This is a genomic window from Empedobacter sp. GD03739 (genome assembly GCF_029843245.1).
Taxonomy (GTDB): Bacteria; Bacteroidota; Bacteroidia; order Flavobacteriales; family Weeksellaceae; genus Empedobacter; species Empedobacter falsenii_B.
Window position 1 is genome coordinate 1 of the sequence record NZ_JAOCHX010000030.1, and the last position, 17,356, is coordinate 17,356.

Sequence of the window (17,356 nt, forward strand, 5' to 3'; positions counted from 1 at the left end):
CACCGTCTGATTTTGGTTGTAATACTTGAAATTCATAGACAAATATCTGATTATCAGATATAAATATACAAAAAATAACAATTATAACCAAAAAAAATCCGCCTCAAGTTGTGAGACGGATTCTTTTTTTATTTTTTAATTTGAGTTATAACTTGCTCTCACTGTAATTTGAGCCGTTTTCTGACGTGATGTTGTATTAAATGATCCACCAGCAGAATACTCTTCATTATCATTTTTACCTGTTATCTGAAAAATACCCAAATCGGCTTGTTTTAATTTTCCTAAACTAGTGCCAGATTTTGTAGCAATATTTTCTGCACGTTGTTTTGCATTTTCAGAAGCTTGCGCAATCAACTCAAGTTTCAAATCTTCTAATTTCGAGTAATAATAATTTGGATTAGAAGAACTCAGCTCAATTCCTTGACTAATTAATGTAGAGATTTCGCGCGAAGCTTTTTCTATTTTATCCAATTCTTTCGATTCGATTGTTGCGTCTTGAGATAGATTATAACCAGTAAATTGACTAATCGAATTTCCGTTTGCATCTGTTCCGTACTGAAAATCTTTTGAAATATTTACCGCTTCAAAAACTATTTCTTTTGGATTGATTCCTTGCGAAATCAAAAAGTTTTTGAGAACCGTTTGGTCAGCTTTTAATTGATCCGAAGCAACACGTAAATCATAATCTTTTCGACTAAACGTTGCACGCCATTTAACTAAATCGGCATTAAAATCTTTCAAAGCATTTCCAGTAACATTGATCGATTCAGAACTTCTGAATTTGTATTTGTAAGCGTTTCCTAATATACATGTTGCAGCAATTAACCCAACGGCTAAAATAGATGCTACAATAACTGAAAATTTATTCATAGTAATTTGGTTTTCAGTAAATGTACAAAAAATACTAAAGATGTATTTCACTGAAAATAGTGAAATTAAGCAATCAAAATAGGAAATTCTTGATCGATGATAAAGATGATTAAATTACCTTCTGAATAATCAATTGTAACCACATCTTCATTGGCTTTGTTACGAGTTCCTATGCGAGAAAGTAAGTTCAAATCTTCGTTATTCAACGGATATTCCAAGCCTTTTGTGACAATGTTTTTACATTCAGGAAAGGGTAGGAGCGAAATTGTTCGTCCAAAATAGCCTTCTAACTTTGTTTCTTTTTCTGCGAAAAAATATTGACTATAATTATCGTAAAATAAAATATTGATTTGATCTTTGAAACGATAAGCCGCATTCAAATTTCCAATAAAATGATCTTGTTGACGACCACTTGCTCCAAAAACATCAACCTGTTCAAAACCTTTATCCAAAATGATTTGTAAGGCTTTTGCAAAATCTGTGTCATTTTGATCTGGAGTAGAAATAACTTCTGTTTCAGGAGGAAACTGACTGATTTCAAAAGAATCAAAATCGCCCGAAATAACATCGGGCGTTATATGTAATTTTTGTAAATAACGAAATGCACCATCTGTACAAAAAATCATTTCATAATTTGATGTATCAGGCAGAATAGTTGGAACTTCGCCATTCAAAAATAAAAGCGCTTTTTTATTCACCTGGAATCCATTTTACTTCTTCGTGATTATTGTCTGTGGCAATTTTTCGCCCTAAAACGAACAGATAATCAGAAAGACGATTCAAGTATTTTTGTAATTCTGGGCGGATTTCTTCTTCTTCAGCTAAACCAACTGTTAAGCGTTCTGCACGACGACAAATACAACGCGCAACATGTGCATGAGAAGCTGCTTGATTTCCACCTGGAAGAATAAAATGTGTCAATTGTTCTAATTGTCCTTCCAAATCATCAATCCATTCTTCCAATTGAACAATATCTTCTTCAGTAACGGTTTTCGGAATACGAGGTTTACCATTTGCCAAGTATAATTTATCGACTGGCGTTGCTAATTCAGCACCAAGATTGAATAAACCTTTTTGGATGATGATAATTTCTTCCTCTAATGCTGGATCAATTTCATATGAACGAATTAATCCTAAATAAGAATTTAATTCGTCAACTGTTCCGTAAGAATCAATCTTTAAACTATTTTTAGAGACACGTGTTCCTCCATATAAACCTGTTGTTCCTTTGTCTCCTGTTTTTGTATATACTTTCATGTGATTTCAACTTATAATTATCGAAGATAAGAAAATCTTAAATATTTTTTGGTAAAAGTGGTTTAGTAAAAAAGTGATATCCGATAGCTACGATAACTAAAATAACTGTGGTGATTATCCAAAGTATATTAAAACCATAATCGGTAGCAATGTGAGTTCCTAAAAATGGCGAAACAATAAAGGCAATTGCAGCTGTCATTCCGTTCAATCCCATATAAGCTCCTCGGTTATTTTTTTGCGAACGAAAAGCTGTTACCGTTGACATCAAAGGTAAAACAAGCATTTCTCCAATAGACATTAGTCCAATTGCTAAATATAACATACCTAATGTGTGACTAAATGTGAAGATAAAATAACTAATTGCTGTGACAAATGAACCAAAAACTAAAAGTTGAGTAACTGAAAATCGTTTTTCGGTGTAATGGATCAATAACATTTCGAATACAACAATGATTATTCCACTGAATCCCATTAATAATCCAATTTCTGTTTGTGTTAAATGAACTACATCTTTGTAAAATAATGGAAGTGTATTTAGGATTTGGAAAAATGCAATAGAGAATAATACACAAAACAGATTGAATACTAAGAAAGGTGTATCAGTGTATGCATTACGTTCTTTTTCGACAACTGTTTTATCAGAAATATTTTCTGTAGCAGCATTTCGTTCTTTTCGTCCATTGAAAAAGACAAAGAATACAATTCCAGCAACCAAAGCAGCTCCTGCATTGCAATAGAATAATAAATCGTACGAATAATTAGATAAAAAACCTCCCATTGATGGACCAATTGAGAAACCTAAATTAACCGCCATTCTATTCAACGAAAAAGCACGAGTGATATTTTCTTTCTTAGCATAACGCGTGATGGCAACTGAATTTGCAGGACGAAACATTTCGCTAATAATACTCAAAACAAGCATAATAACAGCAAAAGATTCTACCGTTTTAAAATAAGGTAAAATCAAAAACATCGGAGCACTCAGAAATAAACTGATGGCTTGTACTTTAAAGTTTCCGATTTTATCTGTTATCCAACCTCCAAGCCAAGAACCAATTACAGAACCAACTCCAAAACAACTCAAAACTATTCCCGAGTTTTCTAAAGAAAATCCTAATTCGGAGATCATATAAATTCCTAAAAATGGTAAAACCATCGAACCCATTCGGTTCAACAACATTACGATGGCTAACATCCAAGATTCTTTCGAAAGTCCGCTGTAAGCGTCAATGTAAATTTTTAGAATTTTTTTCATCTCTCAATTTTCTTTTAAGTGCTACAAATTTAAGTTCTTTTTTTTCAAAAAAATGGTTATTTATCAAGGTTTCTGATATTCTTTGATTACTTTTGAAACCTCTTAAAAATAAATCTTACATCTATGTTGTTTTACAATTTCATTCTTAAGGTTTTAATTGTCATAAATGGGCTTGGAGCGGCGTCTGGATTAGTGGTTGATAAACACCATGTTTACACGATTTCCGATGATAAAGCACATTTGTACGTTTACAATAAAAAGAAAAAAGAAGTGGATAAAGTTGATTTGAATCCAGAAGTAAAATCAAAACATATCACCAAAAAAGATAAACCAGATTTTGAAGCGATTACAAAATTTGACAATCATTTGTACATTCTTGGATCGGGCTCTAAAGAAAATCGTTTCGATTTGATTTCATATAACATCAAAACTAAAGAGGTACATAACGATAATTATAGTTTTCTTTTGGATGAATTTTTAAAGGTTTCAAATTTATCTAAAAAAGATCTTAACATCGAAGGAATTATTACAGATGGACATTGTACATATTTTTTCAACAGAGGAAATGGTCCTGCTGGCATAAACGGAATTTATAGAGTGGGAGGCAAGATAAATGATTTGAGAGGAAAATCAATTGACTTTTTTCCAATAACTTTACCTAAAATCAACAATGAAACGACTACTTTTTCTGATGCTATTTTGGTAGATGGAAAAGTTTTGTTTACAGCAACTGTGGAATCTAAAAGTACAACTCAGTTTAATGGAGAAATAAAAGGTTCTATTATTGGCGAATTAGATTTGGTTGCGATGGAAGTTACGCGTTGGCAAAAAATTTCTGATGATAAGAAAATCGAAGGTTTAGCGTTGTATAAAGAATCTGGAAAGAATTATACCTTGTATTTGTGCGAAGATAATGATGATGACTCCAATAAAGCGTCAATTTACATCTACAAATATCAAAAGGAAATCTAATTTTTTGAATAAAGAATTTCGAAATACGGACATCGATTTTCGATTTATTCTTAAAAAATTGTGAAAGTATTTTCAAGACTATTATATTTGTCCGTCAAAATTTATTTATCAATTAAACATTATGCGAGGAAGATGGCTCATTGCAGCATTTGCAATTATTTTAAGTCTCTTGTGTATCAGACAACTAAGTTATACTTGGTACACAACTAAAGTGGAGCATGAGGCGGCGCGCTTGGCGAGTAAGCCAGAAGACGAACCAAGAATTTTAGATAGCTTGGCTCAGCATCCTCTTGATTTGGGAATTATTAAGTACGATTATGGGTATGCCAAAAACAATGAAATCAATTTAGGATTAGATTTGAAAGGTGGTATCAACGTAATTTTACAAGTTTCTGAAAGAGATTTAATCGAGAATTTATCAGCGAAAAGTCAAAACCCTATGTTGGCAACGGCTTTGGATGCTACAGATAAAGCTCAAAAAACAAACGGTAACGTACCTTATGTCGAATTATTTTTTCAAGAATTTGATAAAATAAAAGGAGGAACAAAATACGCAGCTGCAGATTTGTTTGGAAACAAAAACAATGCGGATAAAATTGCGTACAATGCTTCTGACGATCAGGTAAAAGAAGTAATCCGTAAAGATATCGAAGCTAAAGTTGCAACAGCTTATGATGTAATTAGCTCTCGTATTAATCAATTTGGTGTTGTTGAGCCAGTAATTCAACGTTTAGGTGATAAAGGTGATGGACGTATCTTGGTAGAATTACCAGGTGTTTCTGACACTGACCGTGTAAAAAAATTATTACAATCTACAGCAAAATTAGAGTTTTGGCAAGTTGTTCGTCAAGATCCTACTGTTTTACAATACTTTTCTAGCGTTAATACAGAAAAATATAATGTAAAAAATGAGAAAGGACAAACAATCAAAACTTTAGCAGAAGTTATGCAACTGGCTGGTTCTAACGCAAGTTTTGTTGTTAATGTAAAAGATACAGCTGTTGTAAATCGTGTGATGCAAGACAAAGGTTTTGTACCTGGATTACCAGCAAACATTAGAGGATATAAATACTCTTGGGCGAATAAGCCAATGAATTTAGGTAAACAAGCAAATGATAAATCTGCTCCTAAATTATTAGAGTTTTATGTCTTAAAAGGTAAAAATGGAACGCAAGAACCATTAATCGAAGGAGATAAAGTAGTTTCGGCTGCTGGTGAGCGTAACCCTGGTTCTATTACAAATGAGCCTGTTGTTACAATGCAAATGAACCAAGTTGGTGCACAAGAGTGGTCTCGTATTACAGACGAGTTGAAACCTGCAGGTCCTGGACAACCAGGTCAAGGTGTTGCAATTGTATTAGACAATATGGTGTATTCTGCGCCAAACATCAGTAATCAAATTACAGGAGGTAATTCTGTTATTTCTGGAAACTTTACAATTGACGAAGCAAAAGATTTAGCAAACATTTTACAAGCAGGTTCTTTACCAGCTTCATCTAAAATCGTTTCTGCTGAGGTTGTTGGTCCATCATTAGGACAAGAAGCAATCAACAGTTCGTTAATCGCTTTCGGTTGTGCATTTGCATTAGTATTAATCTGGATGTTGTTCTACTACAGCCGTGCAGGTATTTATGCTAACGTTGCATTAATCGTTAACTTATTATTCTTATTAGGATTTTTAGTATCACTTAAAGCTACATTATCTTTACCAGGTATTGCCGGGATTATCTTGACATTGGTAACAGGAATGGATGCGAATATCTTGATTTACGAACGTGTAAAAGAAGAATTAAGAAAAGGAAAATCATTACGTCAAGCAGTAGATTTCGCTTATTCATGGAAAGGGGCTTTCTCTGCAATTATCGATGCCAACTCAACATCATTTATCACAGCATTAATTTTATTCTTCTTTGGTAAAGGTCCTGTTGTAGGTTTCGCAACAACGTTTATGATTGGTATTTTTACATCAACATTTACAGCGATTTTCATTACACGTTATTTCGTAGAAGGACGTTTAGCAAAAGGAAAATCTGTTCCTTTCTATACATCATTTACAGCGCACTGGTTACAAAATATTAAGGTTGACTTATTAAAAACAAGAAAAATTTCTTATGCGATTTCAATTGTTTTAACAGTAGTTGCTTTAATCTCTATCTTCACAAAAGGATTTGATATGGGTATCGAATTCCAAGGTGGACGTACATATACAGTTCGTTTTGATAAACACGTAGATCCACAACAAATTTCTGAAAGTTTGGGTGATGTTTTCGTGTTAGAAGGCGAAAAAATGATGCCACAGGTGAAAACGTATGGTGGTCAAAATCAAGTAAAAATTACAACAGCATACAAAGCTGACGAAGACGGAACAAATGTAGATGACGAGATCAAAGACAAATTATATACAGGTCTTAAATCTTATCTACCAGCAAATATGTCTGAAAAAGATTTCTCTGAAGATAATGCTACAATAGGTTTAATGTCTTCTGCAAAAGTAGGTCCTACAATTGCCGATGATACAACAAGAGCTTCTTATATAGCGGTTTCTTTAGCATTAGTTGCAATTTTCTTCTACTTAATCGTGATGTTCAAACGTTGGCAATTCTCATTATCAACTATCATCGCATTAGCGCATGACGTGATTATTGTATTAGGAGTTTTCTCTTTATTCAAAGGAATTTTACCTTTCAACATGGAGATCGACCAAGCATTTATCGCGGCGATTTTGACGGTAATTGGTTACTCGATGAATGACTCGATTATTATCTTGGATCGTATTCGTGAGAATTTAACAGTTGAGAAAAACCACAACTTGTACGATATTATTAATATTTCTACTTCAGAAACATTATCACGTACAATCAATACGTCTTTATCAACGTTCTTAATCGTATTAATCATTTTTGCATTTGGTGGAGAATCAATCAAAGGATTTATGTTTGCGAAATTAATCGGTATCGTAATTGGTACATTCTCGTCTATTTTCGTTGCATCTCCTTTATTGTACGACTTTACTAAAAAAGGTCAAATGAATAAATAAGATTCAAATTTTAAATAAATTTTAAGAAAGCCATCAAAGAAATTTGATGGCTTTTTTTCTTCTACTAAATTTAGATTTTATACATTTGTTTAGTGAATAGTTTAGTAATATACCCAGCGTTTTTAGACTTCCAGGAAGTCGTGATTATTATGGTGGTTGCTGTAGTGATTTTTGGACCAGATAAAATTCCAGAAATTGCTCGTGGTTTGGGAACTGCTGTGCGCAAATTAAAAGAAGCATCTGAAGATATCAAGCAAGAGATTATGAATCCTGTTCAGGATGTTGATCCTACAAAAGAGATTCAGAATACCATAAAAGAGTTAAATCCAATGAACGAAGTCAAAGATTCTTTTGCGAAAATTAATCCAATGGAAGATTTTCAGAAATCATTTGATGAAGTTCGTAATCCAGTAGATGAAATGCATCAAGCTATTCATCAAGACAATACAGTAAATGCAGCGTTGAAAGATGATGCACCAACTATGAAAGCTGTAGATCCTGTACAGGATTTGGAATTGGATGTGCAAGAAACAACAGAACCCGTTATAGAAAATGTGGTTGAGCCAATTGTGGAAGAACCTGCGGTTGTTGTAGAACCAAAATCTGTAGACGAAGCATTAGGTTTAGGCGGATCAGTAAGTAGGTAATGATACAAGATTATTTTGATTGGGACGTACAAATATTTTTGTATTTCAATAATTTAGGGAATGAAAAATGGGATTGGTTTTGGTTATTAGTAACCGATAAAAAAACATGGATTCCGTTGTATGTCATCTTTCTCATCTTACTTTATGTAAAACTTGGTTGGAAAAAAACCTTATTGGCTGGAGTTTGTATTGCACTGATGATAGCGTGTGCAGATCAATTTACAAATATCTTGAAAAATTCTTTTCAACGTTTTCGTCCATGTTACACCGAGTCGATTCAAGGATTATTTCGCCCGATAGATTGCGAGGGTAGAGGTAGATACGGTTTTACTTCGGCGCATGCATCTAATCATATGGCGATTGCAATTTTTATTGGAATACTTTTGAGACGCTATTACAAATGGTTACTTTATATCTTAATTGTTTGGGCGTTAATGGTTGCTTACAGTAGAGTTTATGTCGGGGTACATTTCACAGGAGATATATTTTTCGGAACACTAATCGGAATATTTTTCTCGATTCTTTTCTTGAAATTGTATTATTTCTTAGAAAAAAAATATTTGAAGAAGAATTAGATTCATAATAAATAAATACAAAAAAAGTCTATAACAAATTGTTATAGACTTTTTTTGTATTGTCAAACTGAATTTATTTCAGTTTCTCATCCTATTTGATAAAATAAAATTTTATTTATAACGATCTATTATTTTAGAAATATTCTTAGTTTCTTCATTAAATGTTTTCCAATCACAAACAGAATTTAGATTAATAGAATAAGTGCTATTATGATTGGACATACTAATATTTATTTTCCCCACATAGTCTGTGCAAAATATTTCATTTTCATATGGAGTTGTAACTATTTTATAAATATTCTCTTCCAATGCTTTTTTATCGTTCTTAGAAATTTTGAATGATTTTGTTGTGTAATCATTGATATTCTTCCATGTTATAAATTCTATTGAATCAGAGTAATCATAAATTCTTATAGATAAATTTCTATCATCAATTGACATCGTATTATACATATATTTTTTATTTACTTCTTTTTCTAACTTCTTTTTCTAACTTCTTTTCGCAAGAAATACTGAAAATCAATAAACTAAAAATGAACAATAAATTATATTTCATAAATAGCGATAATTATGTAAAATAGAAATCAGACTATTCCAAATTCTCGTCCAACTTATTTGTTTTTTTCTTTGATTTTTTAGCTTTCTTTTTGGCTAAAAATGTATTTAAATCATCATCAATTTCTGTAGAATCTTCATCACCCAAAAGATAACCCCAAGGTTTTAATTCAGTCACATTATCAAAAACAATTTTCATCAACGCAAGTATTGGAATCGATAATAGCATGCCCATAATTCCCCACGTCATTTCTCCAATTACTAATCCAATAATCACAATCAAAGAATTAATTTTTACTTTAGAACCTACAATTTTTGGCATCACTACATTTCCATCAATTGCATGAATTGCAATAAATGCAATTAAAACAAAGAACAATTTTGAAGCTGACATTGTGGCAAATGTGATTATTAGCGTTATAATTAATGAAATAACAATTCCTACATAGGGAACAACATTTAGAACACCAGTTAAAATAGCTAAAACAAATTTGTATTTAAGTCCAAGGATAGAAAATGCAATAAAAGATAAAATTGATACGACTAACATTTGTAAAAATAAGCCAATCAAATATTGTTTGACCATTTTTTGAATAGATGTAATGACGTTATAAACCTGGTCGTGTGTATTTGAATTGAATGCGTAATATAAGAATTTTACTAAATGACGACGATAAATCAACAAGAAAACAATGTATAAAAAAGTGAACAAGACTGTAACAGCCATCGATGAAACAATAGAAATTACTTTTTCGATTACAATTGTACTCGTTTCGATAGTCGTTTTGACATTCTTTGTCAAATATTCCATTTGCGCATGCGAATTAACACCAAAGGTATGGTGAATCCAATCTTGCAAATTCATAAATGCTTCTATGATTTGTTTCTGAAACGTAGGCCATTCATTTGCTATTTCAGCCATTTGTATAGCAATCAAATAGAAAATTCCTAAGATAAATGCTGCAAAAAGCAAGGTGGTAATGATACTTGAAATAACACGTGGAATGCGTAAATATCTTTCGAAAAATGAACAAACGGGTGCTAATAATATTGAAATTAAGAAGCCTAATATTAATGGAACTAAAATTCCTTTACCTATTATTGAAATAAATGTTAAACAAATGATTGACAATAATGTGCAAGTTAGTTTTAAATAAAAAGGCCATTTTCTAATGACTTCCATAATTATGAGTGTTTTATTTTGACAATTTTTTAGATAAGTTGTATAAATATAGTTTTATTTCTTAAGACTTTATTTGAATCTTACGTTTATTTCAATAAAAAAACCACGTTATAAAAACGTGGTTTTCAGAATATAGTGAAAAATATTATTTTTTCTTTGCATTTTTGCTTTCGTCAACGATAGTCATTTCATCAATCAAACGTTGCGCATTAGCATACTTGTCAACTACCCACAAAATATAACGAGAGTCCACCATAATATTACGACAAATCTCTGGATCATAATTTAAATCTGACATTGTTCCTTCCCAAACACGGTCAAAATTCAATCCGATTAATTCTCCTTTTGCATTCAATGCAGGAGAACCAGAATTACCACCAGTTGTATGGTTTGTTGCAATAAAGTTTACAGGTAATTTTCCGTTTTTATCGGCGTATTTTCCGTAATCTTTTTTATCGTATAAACTTAACATTTGTTTTGGTAAATCATACTCATAATCTCCCGGAATATATTTTTCCATTACACCTTCCATGTGCGTTACAGGTTCGTAATAAACCGCATCGCGAGGTTGGTAACCATCAACTTTTCCGTAAGTTACACGTAAAGTTGAATTTGCATCTGGGAAGATTTTCTTGTCTGTAAATACATCCATTTGCGCTTTCATATACGTACGCATCAACTTGTTGATTTTATCTTGATTCGCTAAATATGTAGGCGTTACTTTCGTTTGATTTGCATCTAAAATTAAACGAATTTGAGCAATTAAGGCATCTTCTTTTAAGGCTTTGATAAACTCAGCATCATTTTCAGCCAAAGTTTTGATATTTCCTAAAACAGATTGACCATTAATTTTTTTCGTTCCGTTGATTACCGAATTTCCTAAAGCTGTTTTGATATTTGCAGCAGTTGTAGTTGGTAATAAATTTTGAGGAACAACTTTGAAATAATTATCTGCTAAATCAGAAGAAATTGTTTTATCCAATTCTGGATTATAATCCTTGTGCATAGACGCAACTGTATTCAACGCTTTAGCTTTTGTTTCTGCGTAATTTTTTTGTCCAACCGCATTCAAAATATTGTTCAATGTTAACGCCATTCTGAATGTTTCTGAATTTGAGAAAAACGTTTCAGAATACATTGTGTACGCTAAATTGTAATCTTGATTTGCTTTATTAACTTGATTTAATTCAGAAATAATATTCGAATATTCACCTTTTAATTTCGGATTTTTCGCAATACGATTCATGAATTCTTGTTCATATTGTTGACGTTTTTCTACAGCTTTCGAACGGTTTAATCCTAAAACTTCGCCAATCCATTTTTTATGTGCATTCGAAATACGCGCTTGTTTAGACGCATAAGCGATACGAGTTGCATCGTCTTCACGCATTTTTTTATCAATATGAGATAATGCAATTGTACGCACATTGATACGCGCAGGATCAATTACATCTTTTATTTGCTGGATAGAAGAAGCTGGTAAATATTCGTCCGTCGTACCTGGGAAACCATATACAAACGTGAAATCGTCCTCGCTAATTCCCGAAATATTAATTGGTAAGAAATGTTTTGGTTTGTACGGAACATTGTCTGGTGAATAATCTGCAGGTTTGTTGTTTTTATCTGCATAAATTCTAAACATCGAGAAATCTCCTGTATGACGTGGCCAAACCCAGTTGTCTGTATCATTTCCATATTTTCCAATTGCAGAAGGTGGCGCACCAACTAAACGAACATCTTTGTATGTTTCTGTTGTAAATTGGTAATATTTATTTCCTTTGTAAAAAGGTTTGATAAATACTGAACGATAAGCTTCTGTTTTAGTTTTTGCATTAAAATCTTCAATATTTTTCTTGATGATTTTGTTACGATCTTCCTCCGACATATTATCGTTAACACCAGCTAAAATTGCAGTAGTTACATCTTTAATGTCTACAATAAAAGTCGCTGTTAAACCTTCGTTTGGTAATTCGTCTTTCAACTCTTTAGCCCAAAAACCATCTGTTAAATAATCATTTTCTAAAGATGAATGTGCTTGGATTTCTCCATAACCACAGTGATGATTCGTTAATAATAAACCATTTGGAGAAATAACTTCAGAAGTACAACCGCCACCAAAGTGAGCAACTGCATTGTTGATACTTTTATCTCCTGTACTGAAAATGTCTTTTGATGAGATTTTCAATCCCATGTCTTTCATTTCCTTTTCATTCAATTCTGTCGGAATCCACATTCCACCACTTTGTTGTGCAAAAACGCTAAAGTTTGCAAACAAAGCCATTAAAATAGATCCTTTAACGAATAGTTTCTTCATTTTTATTTGATTATTTTATTCTACCGATTTCTTAGAATTCCAAAGATAAAGATTTTTATTCAATCGTTAATGTATTGCTCAAAACCATTATTTTTAGAGGTGTTTATTCAGTTTTTTTTATTGGACAAAATCAATTATTTTTAACAAAAATTAACAATTTATATATGAATTTCAGTAAAATATTTACACTATTATTAGCTTTAGCTACTTTAACTTCATGTACAATTTCTGAGGAAGTTGTTGTAAATGAAAAAGGTGAGTTTGATTATTTTCAAAAAATAGATATACCTCAAATTGGAGCAATGATGAATTCAAGTAATATTGATGATAAGATTGAGATGAATCAAATTTCGAATAATGAGTATTCATATTATGAATTTGTTCAGTTATTACAAGAAAAAGGTGGAGAAAAATTCAGAAAACAAACCGAAAAATTTGACTTATATAAAGATGATTTATCTGCAATTGATTTTTTTAAATTTCGATTAGACTTGAGAGATAAATTTGCAATAGAAATGATTAATAAATCTAAATCTGCAGAAGAATTTAATTCAAATTCAAAAATTATTGAAGAAACTTTTGCAGGTATCAATATAAAAGAAGAAAAAAGAATTACAGATGAATTAAGTCAAAAGAAAAAGAGAAAGAGAAAATCAAAACAATTAGTCGATGAACCTTTATTTAGTGATAATCCTATGGCGATGATGACAAGCTCAACATATGCTTTCGATGGAAAATCTTTCTCTAAAACAATTGATGCTGAAAAATTTTCAAAAGATTTTGATAAACAGAACTTTGATAATGATGAAGAAAAAGCGATTTTTTTAGGAATGTTGAAACAAATTAAGTTTAAATATAAATATACTTTTTCTAAGAAAATAAAATCTTTAAATATTACTGATGCAATGTTTACTTTAGATGGAAAAACATTTATAAAGGAATATACATTAGAAGAAATCCTTAATAATCCTAGTTTAGGAAATTTTAAAGTAGAGCTTGAAGATTAATGATAATTTTTGAAATCCTTCGTAAATTTGACATTCGAAACACATTGTGAAATGAAACAAATTGTCGAATTCCAAGATTTAGGAATTAACAGAGATTACCAAGAAATTTGGGATTATCAAGAAAGTCTTTTAGCAGAAAATATAGCCGTAAAACAATATAACAGAGCGCAAGAAAAGGAGGGAAGTTCAGATTTTAAAAACACTAAAAATCATTTACTTTTTGTAGAACATCCGCATGTTTATACACTTGGAAAAAGTGGACATTTAGAAAATATGTTAGCTTCGAGTGATAAATTAAACGAAATAAATGCAACTTTTGTGAAAACGAATCGTGGTGGAGATATTACCTATCATGGACCGCAACAATTAGTTGGTTATCCTATTATGGATTTGGATAACTTCAAGCCAGATATTCATTTGTATATGCGCAATTTGGAGGAAGTGATTATCAAAACTATTGCCGAATATGGACTAAAAGGTGAGCGTTCTCAAGGAGAAACTGGCGTTTGGTTGGATGTAGGTCGACCTTTTGCTCGAAAAATTTGTGCAATGGGTGTTAAGGCTTCACGTTGGGTAACGATGCATGGTTTTGCACTAAATGTGAATACAGATTTGCGTTATTTTGAATACATCGTTCCATGTGGAATTCAGGATAAAGCTGTTGCTTCATTGGAAAGAGAACTTGGACATCAGGTAGATATGAACGAAGTGAAAGCGTTTACAAAAAAACATTTTGCAGAAGTTTTTGATGTAGAATTTAAATAAGATAATTCAAAAATATAATCTATTTTTAAAGACCGTTTTTACGGTCTTTTTTATTGCACAATGAGAAGCTTATTTATTCTATTTTTACTTGTTTCCACTTATAGCAAATCTCAATCGTTTGCGCCAATTATTTCGAATTATTCTAAAAGCGAATATTTGGGCGAATCGCCTATTTGGGATATTACAGAAAATAACAAGCAAGGAAAAGTATATTTTGCGAACAATAGAAATATCTTAGAATATGACGGTAATTTTTGGGAAAAATATTCGCCAAATAGCTTAACAATTATACGTTCTGTTTTTACAATGAATAATGTATTGTATTCAGGTGCATTAAATAATTTTGGATATTGGAAAACGATTGAAGGAAAGAAAGTTTACATTTCAATTTCAGATAAATTCAAAAGTTTTGAAGGATTAGAACAAGAAGAAATCTGGAAAATATTTTATCATAATCGTTCTATTTATTTTCAATCGTTCAATTATCTTTTTCAATTTGATGGTAAAACAGTTAAACGATACAAATTACCTGCGCTTTCTTCTTACGTTTATCTGGTGAAAGGTAAAATGTTAGTAGCGACTATTTCTAAAGGTATTTTCGAATTTAATAATGGACATTTTGAGCCGTTATTTGAAATTGAAAAAGGTAAATCAATTGTAATTCATGGAATAGAAAAATATGATAATGATTATTTAGTTGGTACATTAACAGAAGGAATTTTCAAGTACAACAAAACAGCTGGTTTACAAGAGTTCAATGTGGAATTCAATAAAATGCTAAAGAATTATTTAGTGTTAAAAATGATTCGATTAGAAGATAAATTAATCATTGGAACATCAAATAATGGGATTTATGTATATGATTTAAAAACTAATTCTTACAAAAATTACAATCAAAACTCTGGGTTAATCAGTAATACAATCCAAAATATAAGAATAGATTCTAAAGGAAATGCTTGGCTTGGAACGGACAAAGGTATTTCGAAAATAGAATTGAAAAACAAAACTCAACTTTTATATGATTACAATGGTCATTTAGGAAATGTTTTTTCGTTCGACTTTTATAAGGATAATATTTTGCTGGGAACAAATCATGGATTTTATAATTATTCAAATACTTCAAACCAAACAAATTCAGTTCTCGAAAAAGGTTTAATTTGGAATATAACAAATATTGATAATACAATTTATGTTTCGGATAGTTGGGGAACTTACATTTATTCAGGACTATTGAATAAGATTTCTTCTACAAATGGAGGTTTTAAATTGATCAAAAATGGAAATAAATTATATCAATCATCTTTTACGGGAATCAATGAATATATACAAGGTTCTCATAAAGAATCTACTAAAGTTTCTAGTTTAACTATTCCTATTATTGATTTTGTTATTGTCGAAAATAAAATTTTAGGAACTGGAAAAAATGGTGGTTTATATTTATTTGATCTTAAAAATAGAACAGGTAAGGAGATATTTTACCAACATAAAAAATTAGTTAATCCGCAAACTATTCTCGAAGATAACAAGGTTTTTGTATTGATTGATGATCAACATTTAGTCCGTTATGATATAAATAAAAATTTATTTTCTGACGAGAATTTAGATTCAAAATTAAAGAATATTAATCGAATTCGTTATTTAAAAGAGAATCGTTATTTAGTTGAAGCGGATAATATTCTGTATTATTCTAAAGTGGAACAGAATAAATTGATTCATTATTTAATTCCCAAAAAATTGTATGATGGAAAATTGGTTGATGACAATTTAACGGCTAAAATCAACGATCAGTTTTTATATATTAACCTCGAAAACGGATTATTGAAATATGATTTAAAATCTATACGTCGTGAATTACCAAAGATTAAAATTAAAGCAAAAATCAATCAAACGGTTTTGAATAATGAGCCTAATATTGAGTATTCAAATAATTATATAGATTTTTATGTTTCAATTGTGAATGATGATTTTGCGAATTATCAATTATATTATCAATTAAATAACTCTAAAATTCAACCACTTAATCAGCCAATAATTAATTATAAACAATTAGAAAGTGGTTCATATCAATTGTCAATTTATGCTTTAAAAGATGGAAATTTTGTTGAGTTGAATCATTTTGATTTTAGGGTTAAAAAGATTTGGTATTTATCAAATTTGATGATATTATTTTTTATTTTATTAATTGTTGGATCGATTCTGGCTATTTATAAGTATAACAGAATGAAGTTGAAACAAAGTTTCAGAATTAAACAAAAGCAATTTGAATATGAATTGAATTTGATGGAAATGAAACATCAACAAGAGTTGAAAGAATTAAATCATCATAAAGAAAAACAACATTTAGAAACTTCTTTACAAACGAAATCTACAGAATTGGCAGGACAAGCTTTGAAATTAGCTAATCAACGTGCTATGATCCTAGAAATTAATCAATTGTTTTCTCAATTGGAAATGAATGAAATCAATAAAAAATTAAAAAAGAAATTTGAGAAAACGTTTTCGGAATATAGTTACAACAGAAATGAATGGCAAAATTTCGAATTAAATATTCAGGAAATTCACCAAGATTTTATTAAGAGATTAGCTGACAAGTATTCTAATTTAACTGCGAAAGACTTAAAACTGTGTGTATTCCTTCGAATGAATTTATCAACCAAAGAGATTGCTCCTTTAATGCACCTTAATTATCGATCAGTAGAACTACAACGATATAGATTACGCAAAAAAATGCAAATTCCTTCTGAAATAAACCTAAATAAGTATATGATTAATTTTTAAATATCGGAAAATAAATTACATCATAACTACATCATGTTGTAAATGTAATATTTTGTAATTATCTGATATTCAGTATTATGTGTTTTATTTTTTTAGAAAATTATTCTAACTAAAATTATTACTTGTTAATCAAGTGTTAAA

The 17,356-nt window shown here is 30.6% G+C and carries 14 protein-coding genes; 7 read left to right on the forward strand and 7 right to left on the reverse strand.

Features of this window, described 5'->3' with window-relative positions; all coding sequences use genetic code 11:
- Positions 1 to 135: 135 nt before the first annotated feature.
- From N5E64_RS10655 to N5E64_RS10670, 4 genes are all read right to left on the reverse strand, one after another.
- The gene (locus N5E64_RS10655; protein ID WP_125350683.1) at positions 136 to 870 is read right to left on the reverse strand and encodes an SIMPL domain-containing protein; all 735 of its coding nucleotides are present in this window, start codon (positions 868 to 870) and stop codon (positions 136 to 138) included.
- Positions 871 to 935: 65 nt separating this feature from the next.
- On the reverse strand, positions 936 to 1,568 hold the full coding sequence (locus N5E64_RS10660; RefSeq protein ID WP_280037555.1) for a thiamine diphosphokinase: 633 nt from the start codon (positions 1,566 to 1,568) through the stop codon (positions 936 to 938).
- Positions 1,561 to 2,127 (reverse strand): cob(I)yrinic acid a,c-diamide adenosyltransferase, encoded by a 567-nt coding sequence (locus N5E64_RS10665; protein ID WP_125350685.1) that lies wholly within the window; start codon positions 2,125 to 2,127, stop codon positions 1,561 to 1,563. The genes N5E64_RS10660 and N5E64_RS10665 overlap by 8 nt, the downstream gene beginning before the upstream one ends.
- 37 nt (positions 2,128 to 2,164) lie before the next feature.
- Complete coding sequence (locus N5E64_RS10670) at positions 2,165 to 3,382, reverse strand: MFS transporter (RefSeq protein WP_219034569.1); 1,218 nt, start codon at positions 3,380 to 3,382, stop codon at positions 2,165 to 2,167.
- 123 nt (positions 3,383 to 3,505) lie between these two features.
- Here N5E64_RS10670 and N5E64_RS10675 point away from each other — a divergent pair, with 123 nt between their 5' ends.
- From N5E64_RS10675 to N5E64_RS10690, 4 genes are all read left to right on the forward strand, one after another.
- Positions 3,506 to 4,354, forward strand: coding sequence for a DUF6929 family protein (locus tag N5E64_RS10675; RefSeq protein ID WP_125350687.1), 849 nt, complete (start codon positions 3,506 to 3,508; stop codon positions 4,352 to 4,354).
- Between the two features lie 121 nt (positions 4,355 to 4,475).
- A complete protein-coding gene (gene secD, locus N5E64_RS10680) occupies positions 4,476 to 7,391 on the forward strand; it encodes a protein translocase subunit SecD (RefSeq protein ID WP_280037559.1) in 2,916 nt (971 codons plus the stop codon).
- A gap of 92 nt (positions 7,392 to 7,483) precedes the next feature.
- Complete coding sequence (locus N5E64_RS10685) at positions 7,484 to 8,038, forward strand: twin-arginine translocase TatA/TatE family subunit (RefSeq protein ID WP_236688155.1); 555 nt, start codon at positions 7,484 to 7,486, stop codon at positions 8,036 to 8,038.
- On the forward strand, positions 8,038 to 8,613 hold the full coding sequence (locus N5E64_RS10690; protein ID WP_125350689.1) for a phosphatase PAP2 family protein: 576 nt from the start codon (positions 8,038 to 8,040) through the stop codon (positions 8,611 to 8,613). Before N5E64_RS10685 ends, N5E64_RS10690 begins: the two co-directional genes overlap by 1 nt.
- Positions 8,614 to 8,724: 111 nt before the next feature.
- Here N5E64_RS10690 and N5E64_RS10695 read toward each other — a convergent pair whose 3' ends face one another.
- The 3 genes from N5E64_RS10695 to N5E64_RS10705 all read right to left on the reverse strand — a co-directional run bounded on the left by N5E64_RS10695 (position 8,725) and on the right by N5E64_RS10705 (position 12,665).
- A complete protein-coding gene (locus N5E64_RS10695; RefSeq protein WP_280037563.1) occupies positions 8,725 to 9,066 on the reverse strand; it encodes a hypothetical protein in 342 nt (113 codons plus the stop codon).
- Between the two features lie 136 nt (positions 9,067 to 9,202).
- On the reverse strand, positions 9,203 to 10,351 hold the full coding sequence (locus N5E64_RS10700) for an AI-2E family transporter (RefSeq protein ID WP_125350690.1): 1,149 nt from the start codon (positions 10,349 to 10,351) through the stop codon (positions 9,203 to 9,205).
- Between the two features lie 145 nt (positions 10,352 to 10,496).
- Positions 10,497 to 12,665, reverse strand: a complete 2,169-nt coding sequence (locus tag N5E64_RS10705; RefSeq protein ID WP_181816304.1) for a S46 family peptidase — start codon at positions 12,663 to 12,665, stop codon at positions 10,497 to 10,499.
- 164 nt (positions 12,666 to 12,829) lie between these two features.
- Here N5E64_RS10705 and N5E64_RS10710 point away from each other — a divergent pair, with 164 nt between their 5' ends.
- The 3 genes from N5E64_RS10710 to N5E64_RS10720 are packed head-to-tail and all read left to right on the forward strand — an operon-like array spanning position 12,830 to position 17,215.
- Entirely contained in the window at positions 12,830 to 13,672 is an 843-nt protein-coding gene (locus tag N5E64_RS10710) for a hypothetical protein (protein WP_280037564.1), read from the forward strand.
- A 51-nt stretch (positions 13,673 to 13,723) separates the two neighbouring features.
- Positions 13,724 to 14,437 carry a lipoyl(octanoyl) transferase LipB gene (lipB, locus tag N5E64_RS10715; RefSeq protein WP_125350693.1) on the forward strand — a complete coding sequence of 238 codons (714 nt, stop codon included), beginning with the start codon at positions 13,724 to 13,726 and terminating at the stop codon, positions 14,435 to 14,437.
- Between the two features lie 60 nt (positions 14,438 to 14,497).
- Complete coding sequence (locus N5E64_RS10720) at positions 14,498 to 17,215, forward strand: hypothetical protein (RefSeq protein ID WP_280037565.1); 2,718 nt, start codon at positions 14,498 to 14,500, stop codon at positions 17,213 to 17,215.
- Positions 17,216 to 17,356 lie beyond the last annotated feature (141 nt).

Coding starts and splice junctions, on each gene's coding strand:
- N5E64_RS10655 (WP_125350683.1), bottom strand. CDS start 870: ATGAATAAATTTTCAGTTATTGTAGCATCTATTTTAGCCGTTGGGTTA.
- N5E64_RS10695 (WP_280037563.1), bottom strand. CDS start 9,066: ATGTATAATACGATGTCAATTGATGATAGAAATTTATCTATAAGAATT.
- lipB (WP_125350693.1), top strand. CDS start 13,724: ATGAAACAAATTGTCGAATTCCAAGATTTAGGAATTAACAGAGATTAC.
- N5E64_RS10675 (WP_125350687.1), top strand. CDS start 3,506: ATGTTGTTTTACAATTTCATTCTTAAGGTTTTAATTGTCATAAATGGG.
- secD (WP_280037559.1), top strand. CDS start 4,476: ATGCGAGGAAGATGGCTCATTGCAGCATTTGCAATTATTTTAAGTCTC.
- N5E64_RS10705 (WP_181816304.1), bottom strand. CDS start 12,665: ATGAAGAAACTATTCGTTAAAGGATCTATTTTAATGGCTTTGTTTGCA.
- N5E64_RS10665 (WP_125350685.1), bottom strand. CDS start 2,127: ATGAAAGTATATACAAAAACAGGAGACAAAGGAACAACAGGTTTATAT.
- N5E64_RS10720 (WP_280037565.1), top strand. CDS start 14,498: ATGAGAAGCTTATTTATTCTATTTTTACTTGTTTCCACTTATAGCAAA.
- N5E64_RS10710 (WP_280037564.1), top strand. CDS start 12,830: ATGAATTTCAGTAAAATATTTACACTATTATTAGCTTTAGCTACTTTA.
- N5E64_RS10700 (WP_125350690.1), bottom strand. CDS start 10,351: ATGGAAGTCATTAGAAAATGGCCTTTTTATTTAAAACTAACTTGCACA.
- N5E64_RS10670 (WP_219034569.1), bottom strand. CDS start 3,382: ATGAAAAAAATTCTAAAAATTTACATTGACGCTTACAGCGGACTTTCG.
- N5E64_RS10690 (WP_125350689.1), top strand. CDS start 8,038: ATGATACAAGATTATTTTGATTGGGACGTACAAATATTTTTGTATTTC.